General features: G+C 34.0%; 22 protein-coding genes. 9 read left to right on the top strand and 13 right to left on the bottom strand.

The window, feature by feature from the left end:
• The 3 genes from J3U19_RS06530 to hemA form a co-directional block, all read right to left on the bottom strand.
• Positions 1-299 (bottom strand): hypothetical protein (locus J3U19_RS06530; protein WP_267345796.1); only part of this gene is annotated, 299 nt, incomplete at its 3' end.
• A 703-nt stretch (positions 300-1,002) separates the two neighbouring features.
• Positions 1,003-1,245, bottom strand: coding sequence for a zinc ribbon domain-containing protein (locus J3U19_RS06525; protein WP_267340851.1), 243 nt, complete (start codon positions 1,243-1,245; stop codon positions 1,003-1,005).
• Between the two features lie 397 nt (positions 1,246-1,642).
• A complete protein-coding gene (gene hemA, locus J3U19_RS06520; RefSeq protein ID WP_267345795.1) occupies positions 1,643-2,917 on the bottom strand; it encodes a glutamyl-tRNA reductase in 1,275 nt (424 codons plus the stop codon).
• Positions 2,918-3,090: 173 nt separating this feature from the next.
• Between hemA and lolB the strand changes: the two genes are divergently transcribed.
• Entirely contained in the window at positions 3,091-3,708 is a 618-nt protein-coding gene (gene lolB, locus J3U19_RS06515) for a lipoprotein insertase outer membrane protein LolB (protein WP_267345794.1), read from the top strand.
• Positions 3,709-3,717: 9 nt separating this feature from the next.
• Positions 3,718-4,560: a 4-(cytidine 5'-diphospho)-2-C-methyl-D-erythritol kinase gene (ispE, locus tag J3U19_RS06510; protein ID WP_267345793.1), complete on the top strand. Its 843-nt coding sequence runs from the start codon at positions 3,718-3,720 to the stop codon at positions 4,558-4,560.
• A 74-nt stretch (positions 4,561-4,634) separates the two neighbouring features.
• Here the strand turns inward: ispE and J3U19_RS06505 are convergent, their stop codons facing one another.
• Together J3U19_RS06505 and J3U19_RS06500 are read right to left on the bottom strand one after the other, a co-directional pair.
• Complete coding sequence (locus tag J3U19_RS06505) at positions 4,635-5,282, bottom strand: DUF421 domain-containing protein (protein ID WP_267340844.1); 648 nt, start codon at positions 5,280-5,282, stop codon at positions 4,635-4,637.
• A gap of 150 nt (positions 5,283-5,432) precedes the next feature.
• Positions 5,433-6,200 (bottom strand): transporter substrate-binding domain-containing protein, encoded by a 768-nt coding sequence (locus tag J3U19_RS06500; protein WP_267340842.1) that lies wholly within the window; start codon positions 6,198-6,200, stop codon positions 5,433-5,435.
• A gap of 781 nt (positions 6,201-6,981) precedes the next feature.
• Between J3U19_RS06500 and apt the strand changes: the two genes are divergently transcribed.
• The 3 genes from apt (at position 6,982) to J3U19_RS06485 (ending at position 10,004) form a co-directional block, all read left to right on the top strand.
• Entirely contained in the window at positions 6,982-7,533 is a 552-nt protein-coding gene (gene apt, locus J3U19_RS06495) for an adenine phosphoribosyltransferase (protein WP_267340840.1), read from the top strand.
• 246 nt (positions 7,534-7,779) lie between these two features.
• Complete coding sequence (gene ddaH / locus J3U19_RS06490; RefSeq protein ID WP_267345791.1) at positions 7,780-8,550, top strand: dimethylargininase; 771 nt, start codon at positions 7,780-7,782, stop codon at positions 8,548-8,550.
• Positions 8,551-8,594: 44 nt separating this feature from the next.
• Positions 8,595-10,004 carry a basic amino acid/polyamine antiporter gene (locus J3U19_RS06485; RefSeq protein WP_267345789.1) on the top strand — a complete coding sequence of 470 codons (1,410 nt, stop codon included), beginning with the start codon at positions 8,595-8,597 and terminating at the stop codon, positions 10,002-10,004.
• 14 nt (positions 10,005-10,018) lie between these two features.
• On the opposite strand, the gene J3U19_RS06480 is transcribed toward J3U19_RS06485, so the two are convergent.
• Positions 10,019-10,768 (bottom strand): tRNA1(Val) (adenine(37)-N6)-methyltransferase, encoded by a 750-nt coding sequence (locus tag J3U19_RS06480; protein ID WP_267340836.1) that lies wholly within the window; start codon positions 10,766-10,768, stop codon positions 10,019-10,021.
• Positions 10,758-11,423: a deoxyribonuclease V gene (gene nfi / locus J3U19_RS06475; RefSeq protein ID WP_416380221.1), complete on the bottom strand. Its 666-nt coding sequence runs from the start codon at positions 11,421-11,423 to the stop codon at positions 10,758-10,760. Before nfi ends, J3U19_RS06480 begins: the two co-directional genes overlap by 11 nt.
• 60 nt (positions 11,424-11,483) lie before the next feature.
• On the opposite strand from nfi, the gene J3U19_RS06470 reads away from it, so the two are divergent.
• A complete protein-coding gene (locus J3U19_RS06470; RefSeq protein ID WP_267340834.1) occupies positions 11,484-12,065 on the top strand; it encodes an IMPACT family protein in 582 nt (193 codons plus the stop codon).
• 791 nt (positions 12,066-12,856) lie between these two features.
• Here J3U19_RS06470 and J3U19_RS06465 read toward each other — a convergent pair.
• The 3 genes from J3U19_RS06465 to J3U19_RS06455 form a co-directional block, all read right to left on the bottom strand.
• Positions 12,857-13,339 (bottom strand): hypothetical protein, encoded by a 483-nt coding sequence (locus J3U19_RS06465; protein WP_267345787.1) that lies wholly within the window; start codon positions 13,337-13,339, stop codon positions 12,857-12,859.
• 299 nt (positions 13,340-13,638) lie between these two features.
• Positions 13,639-13,848, bottom strand: a complete 210-nt coding sequence (locus tag J3U19_RS06460; protein WP_267340832.1) for a hypothetical protein — start codon at positions 13,846-13,848, stop codon at positions 13,639-13,641.
• Between the two features lie 222 nt (positions 13,849-14,070).
• A complete protein-coding gene (locus tag J3U19_RS06455) occupies positions 14,071-14,799 on the bottom strand; it encodes a serine/threonine protein kinase (RefSeq protein ID WP_267345785.1) in 729 nt (242 codons plus the stop codon).
• A 394-nt stretch (positions 14,800-15,193) separates the two neighbouring features.
• On the opposite strand from J3U19_RS06455, the gene J3U19_RS06450 reads away from it, so the two are divergent.
• The 3 genes from J3U19_RS06450 to J3U19_RS06440 all read left to right on the top strand — a co-directional run bounded on the left by J3U19_RS06450 (position 15,194) and on the right by J3U19_RS06440 (position 17,624).
• Positions 15,194-16,117: a LysR family transcriptional regulator gene (locus J3U19_RS06450; protein ID WP_267340830.1), complete on the top strand. Its 924-nt coding sequence runs from the start codon at positions 15,194-15,196 to the stop codon at positions 16,115-16,117.
• A gap of 217 nt (positions 16,118-16,334) precedes the next feature.
• Entirely contained in the window at positions 16,335-16,844 is a 510-nt protein-coding gene (locus tag J3U19_RS06445; protein ID WP_267340828.1) for a GNAT family N-acetyltransferase, read from the top strand.
• A 51-nt stretch (positions 16,845-16,895) separates the two neighbouring features.
• Positions 16,896-17,624: a rhomboid family intramembrane serine protease gene (locus tag J3U19_RS06440; protein ID WP_267345783.1), complete on the top strand. Its 729-nt coding sequence runs from the start codon at positions 16,896-16,898 to the stop codon at positions 17,622-17,624.
• Positions 17,625-17,675: 51 nt separating this feature from the next.
• Here J3U19_RS06440 and lolE read toward each other — a convergent pair whose 3' ends face one another.
• Genes lolE through lolC form a run of 3 tightly spaced genes read right to left on the bottom strand, consistent with a single transcriptional unit; the run spans position 17,676 to position 20,826 of the window.
• Complete coding sequence (gene lolE, locus J3U19_RS06435; protein WP_416380216.1) at positions 17,676-18,920, bottom strand: lipoprotein-releasing ABC transporter permease subunit LolE; 1,245 nt, start codon at positions 18,918-18,920, stop codon at positions 17,676-17,678.
• Between the two features lie 6 nt (positions 18,921-18,926).
• Positions 18,927-19,631 carry a lipoprotein-releasing ABC transporter ATP-binding protein LolD gene (gene lolD / locus J3U19_RS06430; protein WP_267340824.1) on the bottom strand — a complete coding sequence of 235 codons (705 nt, stop codon included), beginning with the start codon at positions 19,629-19,631 and terminating at the stop codon, positions 18,927-18,929.
• A complete protein-coding gene (gene lolC, locus J3U19_RS06425) occupies positions 19,624-20,826 on the bottom strand; it encodes a lipoprotein-releasing ABC transporter permease subunit LolC (RefSeq protein ID WP_416380222.1) in 1,203 nt (400 codons plus the stop codon). The genes lolD and lolC overlap by 8 nt, the downstream gene beginning before the upstream one ends.
• Between the last annotated feature and the right edge of the window lie 47 nt (positions 20,827-20,873).

Here is a 20,873-nt window from a genome sequence, read left to right as displayed (position 1 = left end):
AGATCACTTAACGAACGAATCGCCGTTTCCAGTACGTTATTCATAGCAGGATTAAAGTAGAAGGACGCTTTTTGGTTGAGTATCGTATCAGGCGATAAAGTTTTATCAATACTGGTGAAGTCAATGGTGTAATACCATGGCTGATTGAGCTGCTCATCCCCCTGAACATGTATAACACTAATCGGCGAAATCAAATTATCGACCATTAAGGTGTAGCGGTTATGACATACCTCATCTGCTATTCCATTAAAGAGCCCCTCACCAACGGTATTAATCAGTGAGTTTAATTTGTTCGCCATGTTTACTCCTTCAATTCCTATATTTGATACTCGAAAATGATTATCGGGATCAAGTTAATGTGTTTTCAAAAATTTTTCAATAAATTCTTTATATAATGTATAAAAAATGGATTGGATGTTTGTGAGTAGAGTCTGAATGTAGAGTGATGAATTGAAAATAGTTGTCTATCATTCAACAAACTTTTACTGGACAGAGACTTCAAATGCAGTCAATTGTATGAACCGTTTTCACTGAATTTTATGTTTACTGGTTTAGTGAAAAATTTTATGGTAAAGCCTATGGTTTAAATCTAATAGGTAAAAACAGAGTGAATAATAAATTTTAGGATAAATATGACATTTTAAATAAAACATCGAATAAGTTGGAATCGGAAGGATATTTTTATTTTGATTGCGGTTCAAAAGATGATTTTCTTTTAGGTAATACCCTATTAAGTATGAATCTTAAAAAAATAAGATTCACTATACATTCATTGCCCGCAATGGCGGTCATGATTGGTCCTATTGGACTTCAGGATTTGATGAAATGCTGATCTTTATTAGTCAAAGGTTACAACATTTTAAATTTACTGATTAAAATTTGATGGATCTTTGATTGTATTTTATGTTGAATATGGCAACTCAATAAGCGGATTATTCTGCTTATTTGTCAATATTGTTATATTTTTTAACTAAAACCTGCTAATTTAAAATAACTGTTTTTTTACCACTGACGTTTCCAAGCAGGTAATTTTTTTAATATTACATATGCAGTGTGTTTAGCCATTGAATAATCGATATGATGATTATTGGCATAACCCAGAGCAACTTCTTGCCATTTTTCTTCAAAAGTTTTCATTGTGCCATCTTTATGAGCACAATGTTTACAATAACTTTTTGACATATCATGCAAGGGATAATCACCAAGTGTAGTCATTGGCATACCACATGCTATACACATTTTCATCGCTGATGATCTCAATTTAATTAATAATGATGATGCATTATTTGCAATTATTACTAATACGAAAAATGCTACTCCGAGTTGTTATAGATTACAAGTTACCATTGAAAATAGGTAACAAGAATAAAATCTAAAAAATTAAGTTCACCTTGTAAGGTGTGTTTTTGGGCGCTTTGGGTGTTAATGTTACAATAATCGATAACGATGTATTTGTGCCCTTTGTTATACAAGCGAATTATTTCTTAGTATCTGAAAAATTTAACAACTAAGCTGACTGTTTTACAACGAAATCATTTTATACTCTAACGTAATTATCAGTTTTACAAACTTTTTACCAAACGTTGATATCTAAAAAATTCAAGTTGATCCAATCAATTCTATTTTCTGTTAAGGATAAACCTTAGTTATGTCTTTTCAAACCTAAACCTTTACTCAATACTCTAAAACAATCATCACAACCATGAGTTGCTGCATTAAGTAAAGTTTGAGTTGGCGCATGGATTAGTTTATTGGTTAATCGATGAGAAAATTCCGCCAAGACTTCATCTACATTTACTCCTTGCTTGATAGCCTTTAGCGCTTTGGTTTCTAACTCATGTTTAATAATTTGTGCATGAGAGCGATACTGTTTAACGTAGTCAACTGCGTAACGAGCTTTAAGCCAATCGGTGAATTGCTCAGATTGTTCTTGAATAATATGTTGAGCTTTTTGAGCAGCAATGGCGCGTTGTTCTAAATTATTTTCAACCGTTTTTTGAAGATCATCAATCGTATATAAATGTACGTTATCGAGTTGGTTAATTTCCTGTTCGACATCACGAGGGACAGCTAAATCAATAAATAACATTTGCTGATAATTTCTTGCCTGCAATGTGCGTTCAACCATCCCTTTTCCAATAATAGGTAATGGGCTAGCGGTGGAACTGATAACGATATCGGCTTCTTTAAGACGATTAGCTATATCAGGTAGTGATATGATTTCAGCATCAATAATAGATGCTAATTTTAATGCTTTGTCACGTGTACGATTCGCAACAAGAACGTGATTAAACCCATGAGGTTTTAAATAGCGAGAAATCAGTTCTATTGTCTCCCCTGCTCCAACTAACATGACATTTAATTTTGAGGTGTCTGTAAATAACTTACGCGCAATAAGGCAAGCAGCATAAGCAACCGAGGCAGTATTAGAGCCAATATTGGTTTGACTGCGCACAAGTTTTGCTACATGAAAAATATTTTGAAAAAGCTTTTCTAAAGTCATCGACAAACAGTGATTTTTTTGTGCAATGCCATAGGCAACTTTAACTTGACCCAAAATTTGTGGTTCACCGATGATCATTGAATCCAAACCACTGGCAACGGCCATTAAATGTTCAATAGCTCGTTGACCTTCATACCAATAAAGCGCGTTTTTATACTGTTCAAGATTAACATGGTGGAATTGACCTAACCAATTTTCAACGAATTCTTTTAACCTTAAATAATTTGTTTGATGTTCATAGTTTAAATAAATTTCGGTGCGATTGCAGGTTGATAATATTACACACCCCTCAATTAGAGGATGTTGATAAAGGCTATACAGTGCTTTATTGACTGTTTCGTTAGGAAAAGCAATTTTTTCTCTTAATGCTAATGGTGCAGTCTTATGATTAATACCTAATATTGTGATTGACATTGCATTGTGTCTTCTTGAGTTTTATTTTGATGAATAACTGTATTATGAAGCATTCTTTGCGTAATATTATACATAAAAAAATATTAAACGTTAATTTACAGTTACTTTTTCTTATTATGGTAATTATCAGTTATAATAAAGCAATTCTATCGTTCAACTACAAGAGATGATTCATGTCTAAAATCAAATATGCTTTTATTCTGGTTTTACCTTTTATTATCACCGCTTGCCAGATCAATAAACCTAAAGATACAGCATCAATTGAACAACAATGGAAAACTCATCAACAGACTCTTGAACAGATAAATACTTTTCGTGTTCATGGCAGTATTGCCCAAACAAGCGAAACATCTCGTAACTATGGTCGATTTTTCATTTCCCAACAATCCGTTAATCATTTCGAAGTTAAGTTAACAACGCCTGTTGGAACAACTATTTTAACGCTAAAATCTGAGCCTGATTTTGCGGAACTTATTGATAAAAATGGTAATCATTATAAAGATATTAATATTGAAACCTTGATGAAGAAAGTATCGAATGTTAATGTTCCTTTTAATTCTCTGCATAATTGGTTAAAAGGTTATTCTAATAGTTTGAATGATAAACTAGACTCCTTAGGTAGATTAGCATCAACGAATTTTATGCAAAACAATAATCAATGGAACTTGAACATCTCCAAGTATTCCACTTATACCTATCAAAACCAAAAAATAGATTTACCTGCAATTATTGAGTTGCATCATAATGATGAACACATTCGTCTGAAGATCAATAACTGGATTTTGCAATAAAAGGAAGTCATGATGAAACAGTGGTGTTCACCAGCAAAATTGAATTTATTTCTTTACATTACCGGGCGCCGTCCTGACAATTATCACGATTTGCAAACCATATTTCAGTTCATCGATTATTGTGACGTTGTAACTTTTAATATGCGTCAGGATAATCAAATCAATTTACTTACCGAGTTTGTTAATGTCCCTGTAGACAAAAACTTAATGATTATTGCTGCCAATCATTTAAAATCTTATGCCAATCGTCAGGATTTAGGCGTCGATATCACTATTGATAAAAAAATCCCTATGGGGGGCGGACTAGGCGGGGCTTCATCAAATGCGGCAACGGTATTAGTCGCTCTTAATCAATTATGGCAACTCAATTTAAAAACCGCTACATTAATTGAAATAGGACGGCAAATTGGTGCTGATGTACCCATCTTTATTTATGGTCAAGCGGCTTTTGCCCAAGGTATTGGTGATCAGTTTTTAACGGTTGATATTCCACAATACTGGTATTTAGTTACCTACCCTAATATTGAAATATCCACCGTTAAAGTCTTCAATGATCCGGAGCTTACTCGTAATACTCCCAGTAGAAATCTTGATGATTTATTGGCTTTGTCATTTGATCAGTTTAGAAATGATTGTGAAATGGTTGTCCGAAAGCGATATCCAATAGTTGATAAGGTCATTCGCTATCTTTCTCAATTTGCTCCAACCCGATTAACGGGTACCGGTGCCTGTATTTTTACCCAATGTCAAACCGAACGAGAAGCGAAACAAATTCAACAAAAACTTAATAATAACTTTCAGGTACCAAGCTTTGTTGTCAAAGCATTGAACAAATCGCCTTTATATGGCTAAGAGAAAAAACCTATAAACCTTAACCAAAGCAATGGTTAAGGTGCATTAAGTGTAGATTTCGCATAAAAATTCATTCATTTAACAAGTTCACTTGGTATCACGAAAAGTCTCTCATCATAGTATTCGACGCAATATAATCCATCATAATTTACATAACCTTGTTCAGCCAACTTAGATTTTAGCCAATCCTCGTCTTTGCCAATGGATTTTAACCCATCTTCATTTGGACTTTGATTTTCTAAGACAAGGACAGAAATATCTTTATCCCCTTTTTTAACAACGGTCAATTGTCCGTTAGGTTCTAAGATAGCTTTATCCACCGCATGAATGGTAAAGATGTTTTTCATTCTAAGTAGTACTGCAAAACTGGAAAAATCCAAATTAACGGCAGTAAAGGCATCTAATTTAATTTTGCCCTTTTCCATTAATATAATCGGATTACCAACGATGAATGCTTTGGCATTTTGACTTTTTTTCTTCAAATAGTTGGAAGTATACATGATGGCCGTCCACATGAGTAAAACCACCAAAAAATCAAAGACAGTAAGTTTAGGATTATAGATGATACCTCCAGCAATTCCACCTAAAATCATATTACCAATAAAATCAATACTCGACATTTGCGATAATGATGTCTTACCCGTAATTTTTAAAAATAAGATGATGCAAATAAAAACAACCAATAATTTTAATGCAATAACTGAAAAATCATAATAATTCATTTGAGTATTACTCCCATAAAAGGTTTGATCGACATGGTTTAGCGCAAGGACAAAGATCTAAGGGTTACCAACTAAAATAGGACTGAAATAGAAATTATTTAGGCTAATTGAGGCGGATTCAACCGCCATAAGTATTAAGTTATTTGCGAATTAATTTAACTGAGTTTTTACTCCCCATTTTACCGCTAATTGCTGTTTATTAGAATGAGGAAGCCAACTATTAATGACATCCAGTAGTTTTTGATTGCCCAATTGAACCATATAAGCTTTATAGCTTTCTGTCCCCTTAAATGGCGCGTTAGTTGCTAAGCATAAAACGTTGGGCTCCTTGTATTGATAATACTGACCTTCAATAAGATCGGTCACCATGAGATCCGCTTTTTTATCGCGTAATGCTTGAATATTATCAAAATTATTTTCTACGCGGATCACTTGTGCTGTATGAATGTTATTATTTACAAAACTTTCATTTGTACCACCAGGATTAACAACCACCTTAACGCCAGGTTGATCAATTTTGTCTAAATTTGATAATTTTGATGCGACTTCACAGGCTGCTAATGCCACTTTACCATTTTTTACAATTTCATCTGATAGTAAGAATTTTTCTGCACGTTCTCGGGTATAAGTCACCCCACCCATAGCGACATCGTAATTATCATTGGCTAAATCTTGCGATAAAGTTGGCCAACTTGTGAGATAAAATACCGGCGTTACGTTTAATCGTTTTGCTAACTCTTTAGCCATATCAACATCGAAACCGACCAATTTTTCTTGAGAATTATAAAAAGCTAATGGCGCATAATCAGCGGGTACCCCAATTTTCAAAAAACCTGAATTGATGATTTCATCGTAAGTTCTTGCTTGTGCTAGCCCTGAACACAATAATAATGCCATAATGGTGGACACTTTTTTCATTTTTTATTCCTTTTCCTGTTAAAATTAGTCAATTATTATTCATAACTGATAGTAAAAAATCAGATAAATCATTTATCTAAATTGTTCATCCATCATAAAATCATACCTTCTTTTGAAGGTGAGTATGAGATGGAATATTTATTCGTTTGGCAATCAATTTTGGTGGGAACTTTTAAATATTCATCAATCCTTTGAGCATAAATATCATGGTTAGCCATTCAGTTACCACAAAAATAACGTTTTCATGCATTTACAACTTAATGAACATGAATGAGTCTGAAAGACATATTTAATGTGGTGATCGATCCAAAACAAATAGAAATTTATTAGCAAGGATTATTGGCTCATCATCATAAAATGACGAAATGTATAATCATCGCCATAAATTAAATTTGGATTTTTCACTTACAAATCATGTTTTGCAATGGTTTTTAGCTCTTAATTCAAGAATTGCAAAAGGTTTATTCAAAACATCGTCTGAAGCAATTTCAAAACCAATTATTTGCTCAATTTTTTCCTTTTCATAGATACCATAGAAAAAGTTACTGTTTTATTTCATTTAGAAATTTTATGACAAACTGCTCAAAGATAATACTGAATTGTAAAAATGGGTAAAAAAGCGATTAAACGATGCATAAACGCATCACAGAAATCGCTTTTTAACTAGCCTATCTCGCTATTTTACGGTGTGTTAACTGTTTGTTTATTGCCACTGTAAAGAGCAAAGGTATATAATAAAAAATTAGTCGCTCTTAAAGAAAATAGTTAGAGAATATTTAATATGACTCAATTGCAACAAAAACTTGAACTTATTAAAAATAGCATTATTACGATCCCAGATTATCCAAAACAAGGGATACTGTTTCGGGATATCACCAGTTTACTTGAAGACCCTATCGCCTTTAAAACATCTGTCGATCTTTTAATTGATCATTATCAAGATAAAAAAATTGACAAAGTTGTTGGTACTGAAGCTCGTGGTTTTATCTTTGCTGCTCCTTTAGCATTAGCTTTAGGTGTAGGTTTTGTACCGGTAAGAAAACCCAATAAGTTACCTCGTCACGTTTTTAAAGAAGAATATCAACTTGAATATGGTACTGATACATTAGAAATACATTGTGATGCAATAAAACCGAATGAACGCGTTTTAATCATTGATGATTTGCTTGCGACAGGTGGAACCGTTGCTGCTACCGCTAAATTAATTCAAAAAGCGGGAGGAATAGCTGAAGATGCAGCGTTTGTTATTAATTTGCCAGATTTACAAGGTAAAACTAAGTTAACCAAGATGGGAATTAATTGTTACACATTGGTCGATTTTGGTGGTGAATAACCAATAATCGCCAAATCATTGCTATAAATCAAATTTTAAGGGTAATGTTTATTACCCTTTTTTATAAAATCGATTCAGCCTCTATTTTTCTGATCTCAAATTTCTGTCTTCACTTCATTTTACAATTTGAATAAAAAAATACAACAATTGCATAAAAAATCAAATTAACTCTTGATAAAGTTATTATTGTGAATTATTATTCAAAAATAAAGCATAATTATTTAAAGAAATAAGGATTTAAAACTGATGAAAAAATTCAATCATATTATCGCTCGAACACCAGCCAAATCACTTATTGATGGTTTAACATCGGCTAACTTGGGTAAACCCAATTATCAAAAAGCATTAGATCAACATAATGATTATATTCGAGCTTTGCAACAATGTGATGTTGATATTACGATTTTACCAGCAAATGAACGTTTTCCTGATTCTGTCTTTGTGGAAGATACGGTTTTATGTACACCCAATTGCGCCATTATTACTCGACCGGGTGCTGTAAGCCGTCGGGGCGAAACCGAAATTATTCAGGCTACTATTGAAAGATTTTATCCTAATAAAGTAGAAAGCATTTCTGCACCTGGTACAGTTGAAGCTGGCGATATAATGATGGTTGGCGATCGTTATTATATTGGTTTATCCGCGCGAACTAATCAATCTGGTGCAGATCAAATGATTGCTATCTTAGAAAAACATGGATTATCAGGTTCTGTGGTTACCTTAGAAAAGGTGCTGCATTTAAAAACCGGTCTTGCTTATTTAGAACATGATAATTTATTAGCCACGGGTGAATTTATTACTAAACCTGAGTTTCAACATCTTAATATTATTGAAATTCCTGATAAAGAAAGCTATGCCGCTAACTGTATTTGGGTAAATGAACGAGTCATTATGCCCTATGGATATCCAATGACTAAAGCTAAAATTGAAGCACTGGGTTATCAAGTGATTGAAGTTGATACATCTGAATACCGTAAAATCGATGGCGGTGTAAGTTGTATGTCATTGCGATTTTAAGAATAAAATCCTCAATCCTCTCATTAACTAAATAAGAAATTCATATGAATACGCCAGTAAGAAAAAAGCTTGGTCTACTTCCTCTCACTTTACTGGTAGTGGGAAGTATTGTAGGGAGTGGTATTTTTAGCCTACCACAAAATATGGCGGAAGGAGCCGGTGCAGGTGCCATATTAATTGCATGGCTTATTACTTTATTTGGAATGCTAATGCTAACCCGAATCTTTCAATATCTGTCCGTCCGTTTTTATAAAATTAATGATGGATTATATGGATATGTACGTGAAGGATTTGGTGATTACATTGGCTTTAATGCCGCATGGGGATATTGGATCTCGGCATGGATGTCATGCGCGAGTTATTTGGTCATTTTATTTAGTGCACTCGGCTCGTTTGATTGTTTTAACTATTTTGGCAATGGCACCACATTTCCTGCTGTTATCGGTGCCCTTATATTCTTGTGGACGATTAATTCGTTTGTATTGAAAGGAATTTATCATGCATTTTTATTAAATTGTTTCGTTACGTTAGCTAAAATTATACCGATAGGATTATTTATTGTCTGCATCATTTTAGCGTTCGAAGTGAATACATTTAAAACAGATTTTTGGGGAACACCGCAATTAGGCTCAATTGTTGATCAAATAAAACACACTATGCTTTATACGGTTTGGGTCTATTTAGGGATTGAAAGTGCGACAGTTTACGCGTCACGAGCTAAGAATCTGTTATGCATTAGTCGAGCCACCTTTTTTGGCTTTGCTATCACAAGTTTATTACTGGTTTGCGTATCGGTATTATCTTTAGGGATTGTTCCTCAGCAGGAATTAGCACAAATGAAAAACCCTTCCATGGCTTTAGTCATTGAACAAGTTATAGGTAGCTGGGGAGCAACGTTAATCAATATCGGACTTATCGTATCGGTAAGTGGTGGATTATTATCATGGCTACTGCTTGCTGCTGAAATGCTGTTTTTAAGTGGACAAGGTAACAATCACACCGTACCCAGTTGTTTTGGTAAACTTAATAAAAAAGGTACGCCCGCTAATGCATTATATTTAACTTCAAGTTTAATCAGTATACTCATCATCGTTGCTTATTTTTATCAATCGGGTTATAACACACTGATTCAACTCTCTACTTCCATGGTGCTCATCCCTTACTTACTATCAGCTCTTTTCGTACTCAAATTGTCGGTATATCGAGGTAAGGCTTACTTAATCTTTTTAGGTTCTGTAGGTTCAATGTATGGTATATGGCTGATCTATGCTGGTGGAATATCTTACCTATTATTATCCATGATTTTATATGGCGTTGGACTGATATTTTATTTGTATGCGAGAAAACAACGGGCACTTCCAGCTTTCGGCTTCCTACATGATAAAATCTATGCCATCACAATAATAATTTTAGCAACGATCGCCATATTCTATTTTTATGTGCTACCCTTTTAAGTTAAAATCAAGGATTATTTTCGCAACAGATAAAAATCAACCAGTAATTGTCTAAATGCTGATGAATAGCGCCCGTCATCATCACGCATACAAAGTTGTTTACTGAACACATGACCATTTTTAGTCAAAGAAAACGCCAATAATGACAATGAAAAATTTTTGTTCTCATTATATTTCACTTGCAATTCTTGTTGTAAAAAAAGCTGATGTGTTTCACATAGACAAGTAAACTGATGAGCGATATCAAAGGGTAGGACCAAACAAAATAACCCCGTAGGTTTTAATAAACGTTTAACTGAATGAATAAGCTGTTCGAAATTTAAACTTTCTGTATAACGGGCCTGTTGTCTTTGGCTATTACGACAATCAACGGCTGGCTCAAAATAAGGCGGATTTGTTACAATCAGGTCATACCAAGGCGAAATATTTGGACGAAATGCATTAATATCAGCTTGTTGTGCCTTGACTGAAAGCAAGTCAGCATGCACACTGTTTTCCTGACACTGTCTAACCGCATCAGCATCAATATCAATGGCATCAATTTGACAAGGATAATGAGCTAAACGCTGAGCCAACATTAACGCTATCACTCCACATCCTGTTCCAATATCAAGGATTTTTTGTGGATGATGGTCTATTGGAGCCCAAGCGCCCAGTAAACAACTATCTGTTGTTACTTGCATAGGGCTTTTATCGTGTGCAACAAAAAAACGTTTAAACGTAAAACCACCTTTTTTTAAAGGCTCTTGATGACTATTTATCATTTAATAACTTCTTGAATAGAGATTTATTTGACGCAATCGCATCCGCCCAACGAGTTGGCTCAGGTAAACGATAACCTCGTAAACACAAATTAACCCACTTTAATGCGCTCGCTTGAGTAACACGATGCCCTGCCGAAATGAACAAGGGATTACAATTGTTTTTACTTTGTAGTGCCCAACCAATTTGCTGTTGTTTATCTAATAAAGGGGTAACATTGCCTGCTTGTTTTGGTAATGTTTCAAAATGCCCACATAATCGTTTTTTAGCCACTCCAATAGTCGGTCTATCCAACAATAAACCAAGATGACTGGCAATCCCTAAGCGTCGGGGATGAGCAACGCCTTGACCATCCACCAATAATAAATCCGGTTTTATTTCAATTTTTTGCCACGCTGCCAATAACGCAGGAAATTCCCGGAAAGATAAATAGCCCGGAATATAGGGAAATTCGGTTTTTAAACGAGCAACATGATATTCAACGACAGAAAAGTCAGGGTAACTTAGCACAACAATAGCAGCCCGAGTAATATTACCTCCCTCTTCGAACCCTACATCGGTACCACCAATAAAATTTACTGGTTCGCTAAATTCATCAGACAATCTGACTTGATTAGCCAACAATAACTGGGTTTGTTTTAATTGTTGCAAATTAATAGACATTTTAATTATGATCAGTATCATTACTTGTAATGAAATAATTTTAACAGAATACGAATGCCATATACATTAGCAATTCCTACAGAACTCACCGAAGAGATCAAAAAAAGTCGTTTTATTGTCAATGCGGCACCCGTAACCTCAGTGGAAGATGCAACTAAATTCATTGACATAATCAGTGATCCTAATGCCACTCATAATTGTTGGGCTTGGAAGATTGGTCAACAATATCGTTTTAATGATGATGGTGAGCCAAGCAGTACAGCGGGACGTCCTATTCTATCGGCCATTGAAGGACAAAATTGCGATCAAATTGTAGTGGTGGTTACACGTTACTTTGGTGGCATAAAATTGGGTACTGGAGGGTTAATTCGTGCATATGGCGGTTCTGCCAGTCACTGCCTTCAACAAGCAACTTTGATTGAGCTTATTGCACGCGTTACATTGCAATTTCATTGCTATTATCACGAATGGCCAATTATCGAAAATCGTCTTAAAGAACTGGATGCTATTATTGAAAATCAAGATTTCGATGCCGAAGGGGTAAAGGTAAGCATAGCCATTACCAAAGATAATTTATTGATATTACAAAAAATTATAAGTGATATAACACGTGGTAGAGTCATTATTGCGTTGTAAATTTTAGTTCGATTGTTTTGTGAACAAGTTTAAGGTTAACTGGACGTTTTAGTAAAAGATGAGATATCACTCCACTGCATTATTTGATTTATGCTTAAAAGTTTATGCTTAAAATTGTACTGCCATCCCTTTGACTAAACAACCATTATGATAGAGTAATGCAATTTTTTTGATTTTTCGTTAATCAAGTTTATGGTTTCACAAATTTATATAAGCCGTTATTTAACTGTTTTCGTTCGATAATAGGCTATTGGGATATTTTAATCTTGAAATAAAGAATTTTAATGATGGATATAAGAAATCCGGTTGAATTAAAAAAAATGATATAACTCTGTTAGCCAGATATGAAATGATCACTCTTGCAAGATTTACCATTGATTTCATTCGTATCCGACTGTTCAAGCCATTTTTTTCAATGATTCGGAATTTCTCCTATCCTTAGGTTGAATTTTCGTAAAAAAAGACTTGGTGAAATAAATTATTTCATCCAAGAAGGATAGGTATTTTTTAAACCTAAAATTTTATGTTTGCATTAATTGGTCCATGATTAAATGCCATATGGTAAGTTTAACTAACACTTAAATACATACTAGTATTTTGTCGGTCATCTTAGATTTTGAATTGACTGAAAGTTGGACTTATCATTGATTTAAATGATGTTTAAAATGCACTTTAATCTTCTGCATAATTTCCTTATATGCTTTACTCGTGCCATTATTCCTATTATTTCCTTTTTTTGAGTATTATTTACCGCACTATGCCCAGCATCAGCGTATTAATACTTTAATTGTTTAGTTTATTGATTTAATTAAGTGGCTGCTGCCCGATAAAGGCATAGTCTCTATTATTTGGTCATCATCTGATTCAGATGGATCTTCAAGTTGATCATCTGTATCTGATTTATCATCAATCCCTTCATTTACAGTTCCATCTGATAAAGTTAAACCTAATAGTGTTTCTGCTTCCTCAGTGTTAATCAAACCATTATCAATTAAATATGGCGGATTAGCTTGAATTACATTTGCTGTCCTGACATTTAATGCGGTTACATCATTAATACTTAGCCCAACTAAAATACTTGCACTGATCAACAAAATCTTGCAATGAGAAGGTTTATCTAAAATTATTTTAGATAAGTTCCATGCAAAATTAAAGGTTGACTGAAAATACTTTTGGGGACTTGAAGAAATTGAAGTCAAAAAATCATCCTTTATTTTTAACTTTAAAGATGAATCTAAATTATGACCCCCTACAAACCAATTGCATTTTAACATATTGTTACGTCCTCTCTACATAGGATTGCTTTGTTCAATAAATTCAATCTTATGTTGCGAAGTATAATATTTTATAAAAAATTAGCAAACTTATCTTATAAAGATTTGTTAACTAATGTAAAATCCATAGATCGCGGCATCGGTTTTTATTTTTTAATATCTTATCATTTTGTGATTTTACTTTAGATCAGATGATCATTAACGATTAAAGTTCATTCATACTTCGCAATCCATCCTCCTTTTCTTCTACAAGAATGTGAAATGCAATAAGAAGACTCATGTTTTATGTACTGAATGATTTAATTGAATAATAAAATCAAAATAGAGAAAACAATTGCTAAAAAAGCCACGATTGAGCCATCCATCATCATCAATACACATTTCGGTAAATCTTGACGATTAATTAAAGGTAAAATTTTGCAATCGCGTCTGTTGTCAATCGAATCTAAATGTACGCTCCAATGAAAAAGCCCTTCATTAGGATCAATTTTTTTTATTGTCTTTTTCATGTCGATGCTGAATGTTGTTTAATATATTCAGTGATCGCTATCATTAGACTCAATGATGAATTGGAAACTAACTTAATTATTTTATTTATGATTCGATGGAAATCCTGATAATTATCCTAGTCTCAATGTTGATTTGATAATCCAGCCAGTTGCAACTTGCCTGTTAATATGAAACTCCATTTTCCCTCATCGGTTAACGTGATTGTGTTCACTTATCTGAACTTAATTATTATCCAGCCTATAGATTGAACCATTACCCCAAACTCCGATATAGTAACGGTTTTTATAATAGGCTAATGCAACCGCTCCTGATAGAGACGAGGCTAAAGTTGTTACCTTTTTTGTTTTTATGTCAATTTGTCGTACCATTCCCGCGCCATGATCGATGACTGCGACAATATTGGACGAAATTGTAACAATACCCACCCCAGGACGATCGAATTGATCGCCTAATTCCGTTCTATTACCATTAGGTTGAATCATGGTCAAATTACCGCTATATTGAGAGACAATTAAACTATTATCTGCCAGTTGAGTAACCCCAACGGGTGTAGTCAATCCCTGGGCTAGAATCGTCTTTTGTTTGGTTTCTAAATCAAGTGCTACAATTTCTCCTGTTGAACGATTCGTGACTAATAGTTGACCATCATTAGAAAAAGCGATTCCCGTAGGCGTATGATAGCCCTCTGATATTTTTTGTGTTTGACCATTAGGCGTAATTTTTAAAATATAGTCATCACGATAAGATGAAACGTATACATTATCTTGCTTATCAATGACTATTCCTGCAGGTGACGCAATACCAGAATAGAAGATCTCTTGTTTGCCATTGCTGTTCACTTTTACGATTGAATCACCAGACCAATTTGTCACATACATCATACCGGAGCGATCAAAAGCGATTCCTGTCGGTGCATTAAAGCCCGAAGCTAGCATTCTTAAATTTGCCATACTTAATTCTCCATAAAAGCAGCAAAATATCAATATCATTATACGTAATAAGTCATTTTTCATAATTGGGGCCCTTAATATTGAATTAGCTGATTTTTTATTGTTCTCATTTCTAATGAGTTGCATACTACTAGAATTTAAAACATTGTTGATGCTTCATGGGATAACGAAACAAAAATAAAAAATTGCAATCGAGTAAAATTGAAATTCTGATGAAATCCTAATTGAGAGACCAAAAATTGGGAAATACATTTTTTGCTATACGAAATTCGTATAGCAAAAAATACGATAAACAAATGCAAAAGATAAAAAAATCCTTCATAATATCAAGATGATCTTTAATAAGAATTAACTGCAAAGCAGATTAAAAAATTAGGGAAGTATCAAATTAGGAATGATGAAAATCATGGATATCTATAGCAAAAGATTACCATCCATTAAACAATTACAATACTTTATTGCCGTTTGTGAGGAAATGAGTTTTACCCGTGCCGCAAAAAAATTAGGTATGAGTCAACCTCCACTTACAACACAAATTAAAATATTGGAAGAAACATTACAAAGTACGTTGTTTTTAAGAAACTCACATAATATTACCTTAACTCAAGAAGGCGAAATACTGAAATCTCAAGTAAGTCAATTGTTAAATGATCTTTGTTCAATCGTTAATTCAACTAAAAGCATTAGTATTAAAAAAGTTATGATAGGAACCACAAAAACTTTAAATTTTGATTATATTCCTTATTTTAAACTTTTTTTATCAAAATTTAGTGAACACGCTGAAATCTATCAACACAACTATATTTCCAAAGAATTATTACGTGAATTGCAGCAAGGCAATATTGATTTCGCTATTGTTTCTGATTATCCAAATCGAACATTCACTGAAAATTCATTACTGATTTATCAAGAATCTATGACTTTAGTTTTGCCTGCAAATCATCGCTGTAACAAACAAGAAAATATCGATCTTAATGATTTGACCGATTTACCACTATTTTGGTTTAAACAACATTTAAATCCCTTTTTTTACGAACAATGTGAAAACGTTTTCAATCGTTTAGACAAGCCTATAATTAGGCGAGCAGAGCTTGCAGATAATCTTTCTATGTTACTAGAAGTTGCTTTAGGTAAAGGAATGATGCTTTTACCACAATCAATGGCACAAGCCAAAGTTGATGGCGTATCTTACAAAAAATTAAATCCCCACCAAGATAAGAAATTAAAAATTAATATTTACCTTGTTTGGCGAAAAAATCTGAAAATCACGGCGTCCAACCAAGCCATTATTGATTTTTTTACTCAAGTTAAACCCTAAAATAGGCTAATTGTTCTGATTATTTTTCTTCCTTTTCTTAAAAAATTTAAACATTTCATTCGTAATAAATGATCTAATTAAAAAATCTGTTTGAAAATAGTGTCATAATATTGTGTAGGCACTCTTTAGGTGAGTTAATGATTTTTCTACAGTTATATCTTTTTTTTAAATATTGCTTGCTATCATTAAAGCCATTACAATGAGGCATAATTAATCCTTGTTATTTTATTTTATGATTACCTTTACTGATGCCACTTTAGATGATTTGCCTTTTATTATAAATGTATATAACGAAACCATAGCGAGCCGTCAAATTACGGCGGATTTGCAGCCAGTATCGATTGAAAGTCGTATGGTTTGGTTTGAACAGCATAATCCTCAAAATCGCCCACTTTGGTTAATCAAATATCAGAATCAATCTTGTGGTTGGGTAAGTTTATCCTCTTTTTATGGTCGCGCGGCTTATGTTAAAACGGTTGAAATCAGTTTGTATTTGCATCATGATTTTAGAGGGAAAACCATTGGTCAATCCACCATTAAACACATTGAATTATTTGCCAAACAGGCAGGTATTGAAACCATACTTAGCTATATTTTTGGTCATAATCTTCCTAGCATAAATTTATTCAAAAAAATGAATTATCAACAATGGGGATTATTACCTAAAATTGCGGAACTGGATGACGTTAAGCGTGATTTGGTTATTTATGGAAAGCAGTTGGTTTAAATCCTCTGTCTATTTTTAAACATTTCGTTTTTCAAAAGGAAAACTCAACACATGAATTTTGTAAAACATGTTCAGTTCTTATATCGTCAAGCTAAAATTACCAGCATTTTAGTTTGTATTAATGTTGCTTGGTTTATTTTTTCTCGACTTCTTGATATGAGAGGTCTGTCAGATTTAAATCAAAATCAGTTTTTAATTGACTGGGGAGCTGATGTTGCTCAAATAACTTTTTCTGGCCAATACTGGCGCCTTTTTACCAACATTTTCATGCATATAGGATTAGCTCATCTTGCTATGAATATGTTAGCGTTGTGGAGTGTTGGCATGATTTTAGAAAGATTGATTCCCCCATTCGCTTTTTTAGGTATCTATTTGCTCTCGGGTTTATTTGGCAGTTTAGCAAGTGATATCGCCACAATTCATTATAACGTTATAAGCTGCGGCGCTTCAGGGGCAATTTTAGGTATTATCACCGCTCTGCTTGCTTACTCGTTAATTAATCGAACGGATTTGCATGAAATGCCTATCAAATCAATTGTAGTGAGTTTATTGCTCACCGCCGGATTGGGATTACTACCTTCTGTTGACAATATGGCACACATTGGAGGTGCAGTAACCGGTTTTGTTTTGGGCGGGTTAATCACATTTTGTTTAAGAAAATTCCGATATCCAAGCAAAATTTGTACGACGCTAACAGCCCTAATTTTTGCTGTTGCAACTCTACTTTTATATTGGGGTTATCAACATTATCAATATTATTCTTTGATCGATGGGTATTGATAAAAAAGGCGCACCAAACGGCGCACCTTTAGCGTTTATGCTTTGTTGTTATTAATAGCTACTCAATACTCGAGCGGGATCGATTTTACAGGCCCTTTGAGCAGGATAATAGCTCGCAACCAAACTTAGCAACATTGCAGTAATAAACACAATTACAACATCAAAAAGATGAATTTCAGACGGTAAAAAGTCAACAAAATAGATATTACTGTTAAGGATTTTATGCCCTATTAAAGATTCCACAATAGCCATGATACTTGATAGTTGCCATGATAAAATCAATCCTAACATTACACCAATTAAACTCCCAATTAGTCCTGAAATTATCCCATACCAAATAAACGTATGTTTGATTAATCGATTGGTTGCACCTAGGGTTTTTAATATGGCGATATCGCGTTGCTTATCTTTAACGGCAATCACTAATGTCGAAACAATATTGAAACAAGCAACACCAATAACAACAATCATAGCTAGATACATAATTTCTCTGATCATTTGAATATCGCGATACATAAAACCGTAAGTTTGTTCCCAACTATTAAAAGATAAATTTTCATCAAGAGCTAATGCTGCCTGACTCATAATATATTTGGACTGATATACATTATCAACATTCACCATAACACCTGTAACACTGTCCCCCATATTCAGTAATTTTTGGGCATCCGCTAAAGGAAGTAACGCAATATTATTGCTCAGACTTCCACTTAATTCCAAAATACCGATAACTTGTAAACGTACACGCTTTGGTGGTTTAAGTTGATTAGGACCACTTGATACTGGAATTAATAATGTAACCCAATCTCTTTCTTTAACGGCTAAATTTTTAGCTAAACCCGCTCCTATAATAATTTGTTGACTATCAGCTTTAAATTTTTGCCATTGATTATTCAAAACGTATTTAGGCAGCGTACTGACTGATTTTTCTTGATCAGGATCGACCCCTTCTATTTCTACGGCGCCAAGTTTACTCGCATTCTCAATCAATCCAGTAAAATTAACAAAAGGCATAGCTGAAACAATGTGACGATTATGTTTTAATTCATTTTGAACTTCTCGCCAATTATCTAGATAGCCATCTTCGGGATAAAACTGCCCATGTGGTAATACTGACAGCACTCGATTATGCAGTTCACGCTCAAAACCATTCATTGCACTCAAACCAATGATTAAAGCGGCAATACCAATAGCAATACTGAATGTTGAAATAATTGATATTAACGATACCATTCCACTTTTACGGCGTCCTTTGCGGAACTTAATGGCGGTGATTAATGATAAATTCATTGTCATTATCCATTAAATTTTTTCAGTTAGTGAACGATTAGTCAATCGCCCATCGTACATAATTAATTGGTTATCGAGTTTATTCGCTAGCTCTAGATCATGCGTGACCACTAAAAAAGCAGTGCCATGATCACGATTCAAACTTATTAATAAATCAAAAATGGCATTAGCGGTAGTTTTATCCAAATTACCTGTCGGTTCATCTGCCATAACCAATGCTGGATTGTTGATAAGTGCTCGTCCAATCGCCACACGCTGACGTTCACCGCCAGACAGTTCAGACGGTCTATGATTTGCACGTTTAGCTAAATTAACCGATTCTAGCATAACCATTGCTCGCTTTTTGGCATCATTAGGATTTGCACCACTAATTAATAAAGGCATTGCAACATTTTCTAAAGCAGAAAAATCGGGCAATAAGTGGTGAAATTGATAAATAAAACCTATTTCTTGATTACGAAGGTGTGCTTTTTCTTTTTCAGATAGCTGGTTTAATTGCTGCGATTTAAAAATGATTTCGCCAGATGTTGGTTTATCTAATCCACCAAGAAGATGTAACAAAGTACTTTTACCCGATCCTGAGCTGCCAATAATTGCTAATAATGATCTTGAATAGATATCAAACGAAACGTTCTTTAAAACTTCGGTTACCATTTTGCCTTCATTGTAGGTTTTGCAAAGATTTTTTGCTGAAAGCAAGATTTGTGAATTATTCATAACGTAACGCCTCGGCTGGTTGAATATTGGCTGCACGATGGGCAGGATAAATAGTTGAAATTATCGATAACATGAGTAATCCAATAATAATAAAGATAATTTGTGTTGGCTCAACCAGCGACGGTAATTGAATACCAGCAAACGATAATCCAAATAATTGCATAATTTCATTCAAGTAATAAGCCAGTAACAGTCCTACACTGCTTCCTAATAATGTACCAATTACCCCTGAACTTGCTCCTTGAATGATAAAAATTAACATGATTTTAAAACGAGACAGTCCTTGAGTTTTTAATATCGCCACTTCACCTTGTTTTTCCATCACTAATAAACTTAACGAGGTAATGATATTAAAAGCAGCCACAATGACAATTAGACTGATTAATAATCCCATGACATTTTTTTCCATTTTGATAGCTTGGAATAATTCTCCGCGTTTTGCTCGCCAATCATTGAAGACTAATCCTTTCGGTAATGGCATGCTGGTCACAGATGTAATATCTAATGGTTTATTTAAAAACAAGCGCCAGCTCGTTATTATTCCTTCATGGTAACGAAGTAAGTGACGGGCATCGGTTTGATTAACATAAATCAAGGCTTGATTGATATCATGATTAATTGAAAACATACCAACGATATTAAATAGTCTTTGTGAAGGAATCCGACCAACTGGCGTAATTTGGCTAGCATCGGTCACCATTAAGCGTATTTTATCGCCAACAGTAACACCCAATTGATTAGCTAAAGTTACCCCGATAATGACGTTATATTGCCCAGGTATAAGATCGGATACTGAACCCGTGTAAACGTATTCGTTAATAGGATCACCATCTTCCGGATTGATACCCATTAACGTACTGACCATGATACCTTTTTCACTTTGCAAAACTACATCACCGGTGACTAAAGGTGCCACATGATTAACGCCATTGATTTTCATAAATTGGTCACCAGAAATTTCTCTAGGATCGATATGACCTTGCGATGTGGTTACCTGAGCCTGAGGAAGAAATTTTAATATACTGCTCTGCATTTGATCTTCTAGCCCATTCATGACCGACAACACAACAATCAAACCAATGGAGCCAAGCATAATACCAAGCATGGATAACCATGATACAAAGCGACTAAAACCATCAGTCTTTTGCCCATAGACATAGCGCAAACCGATAAAAAACACTAATGGACGAAATATTTTTGACATAAATGTATATATTACCTGAAACTTCTTGACAAAGTTTA

Source organism: Gilliamella sp. B2828 (assembly GCF_026537125.1).
Lineage (GTDB): Bacteria > Pseudomonadota > Gammaproteobacteria > Enterobacterales > Orbaceae > Gilliamella.
This window is presented reverse-complemented; position numbering and strand designations above follow the sequence as displayed.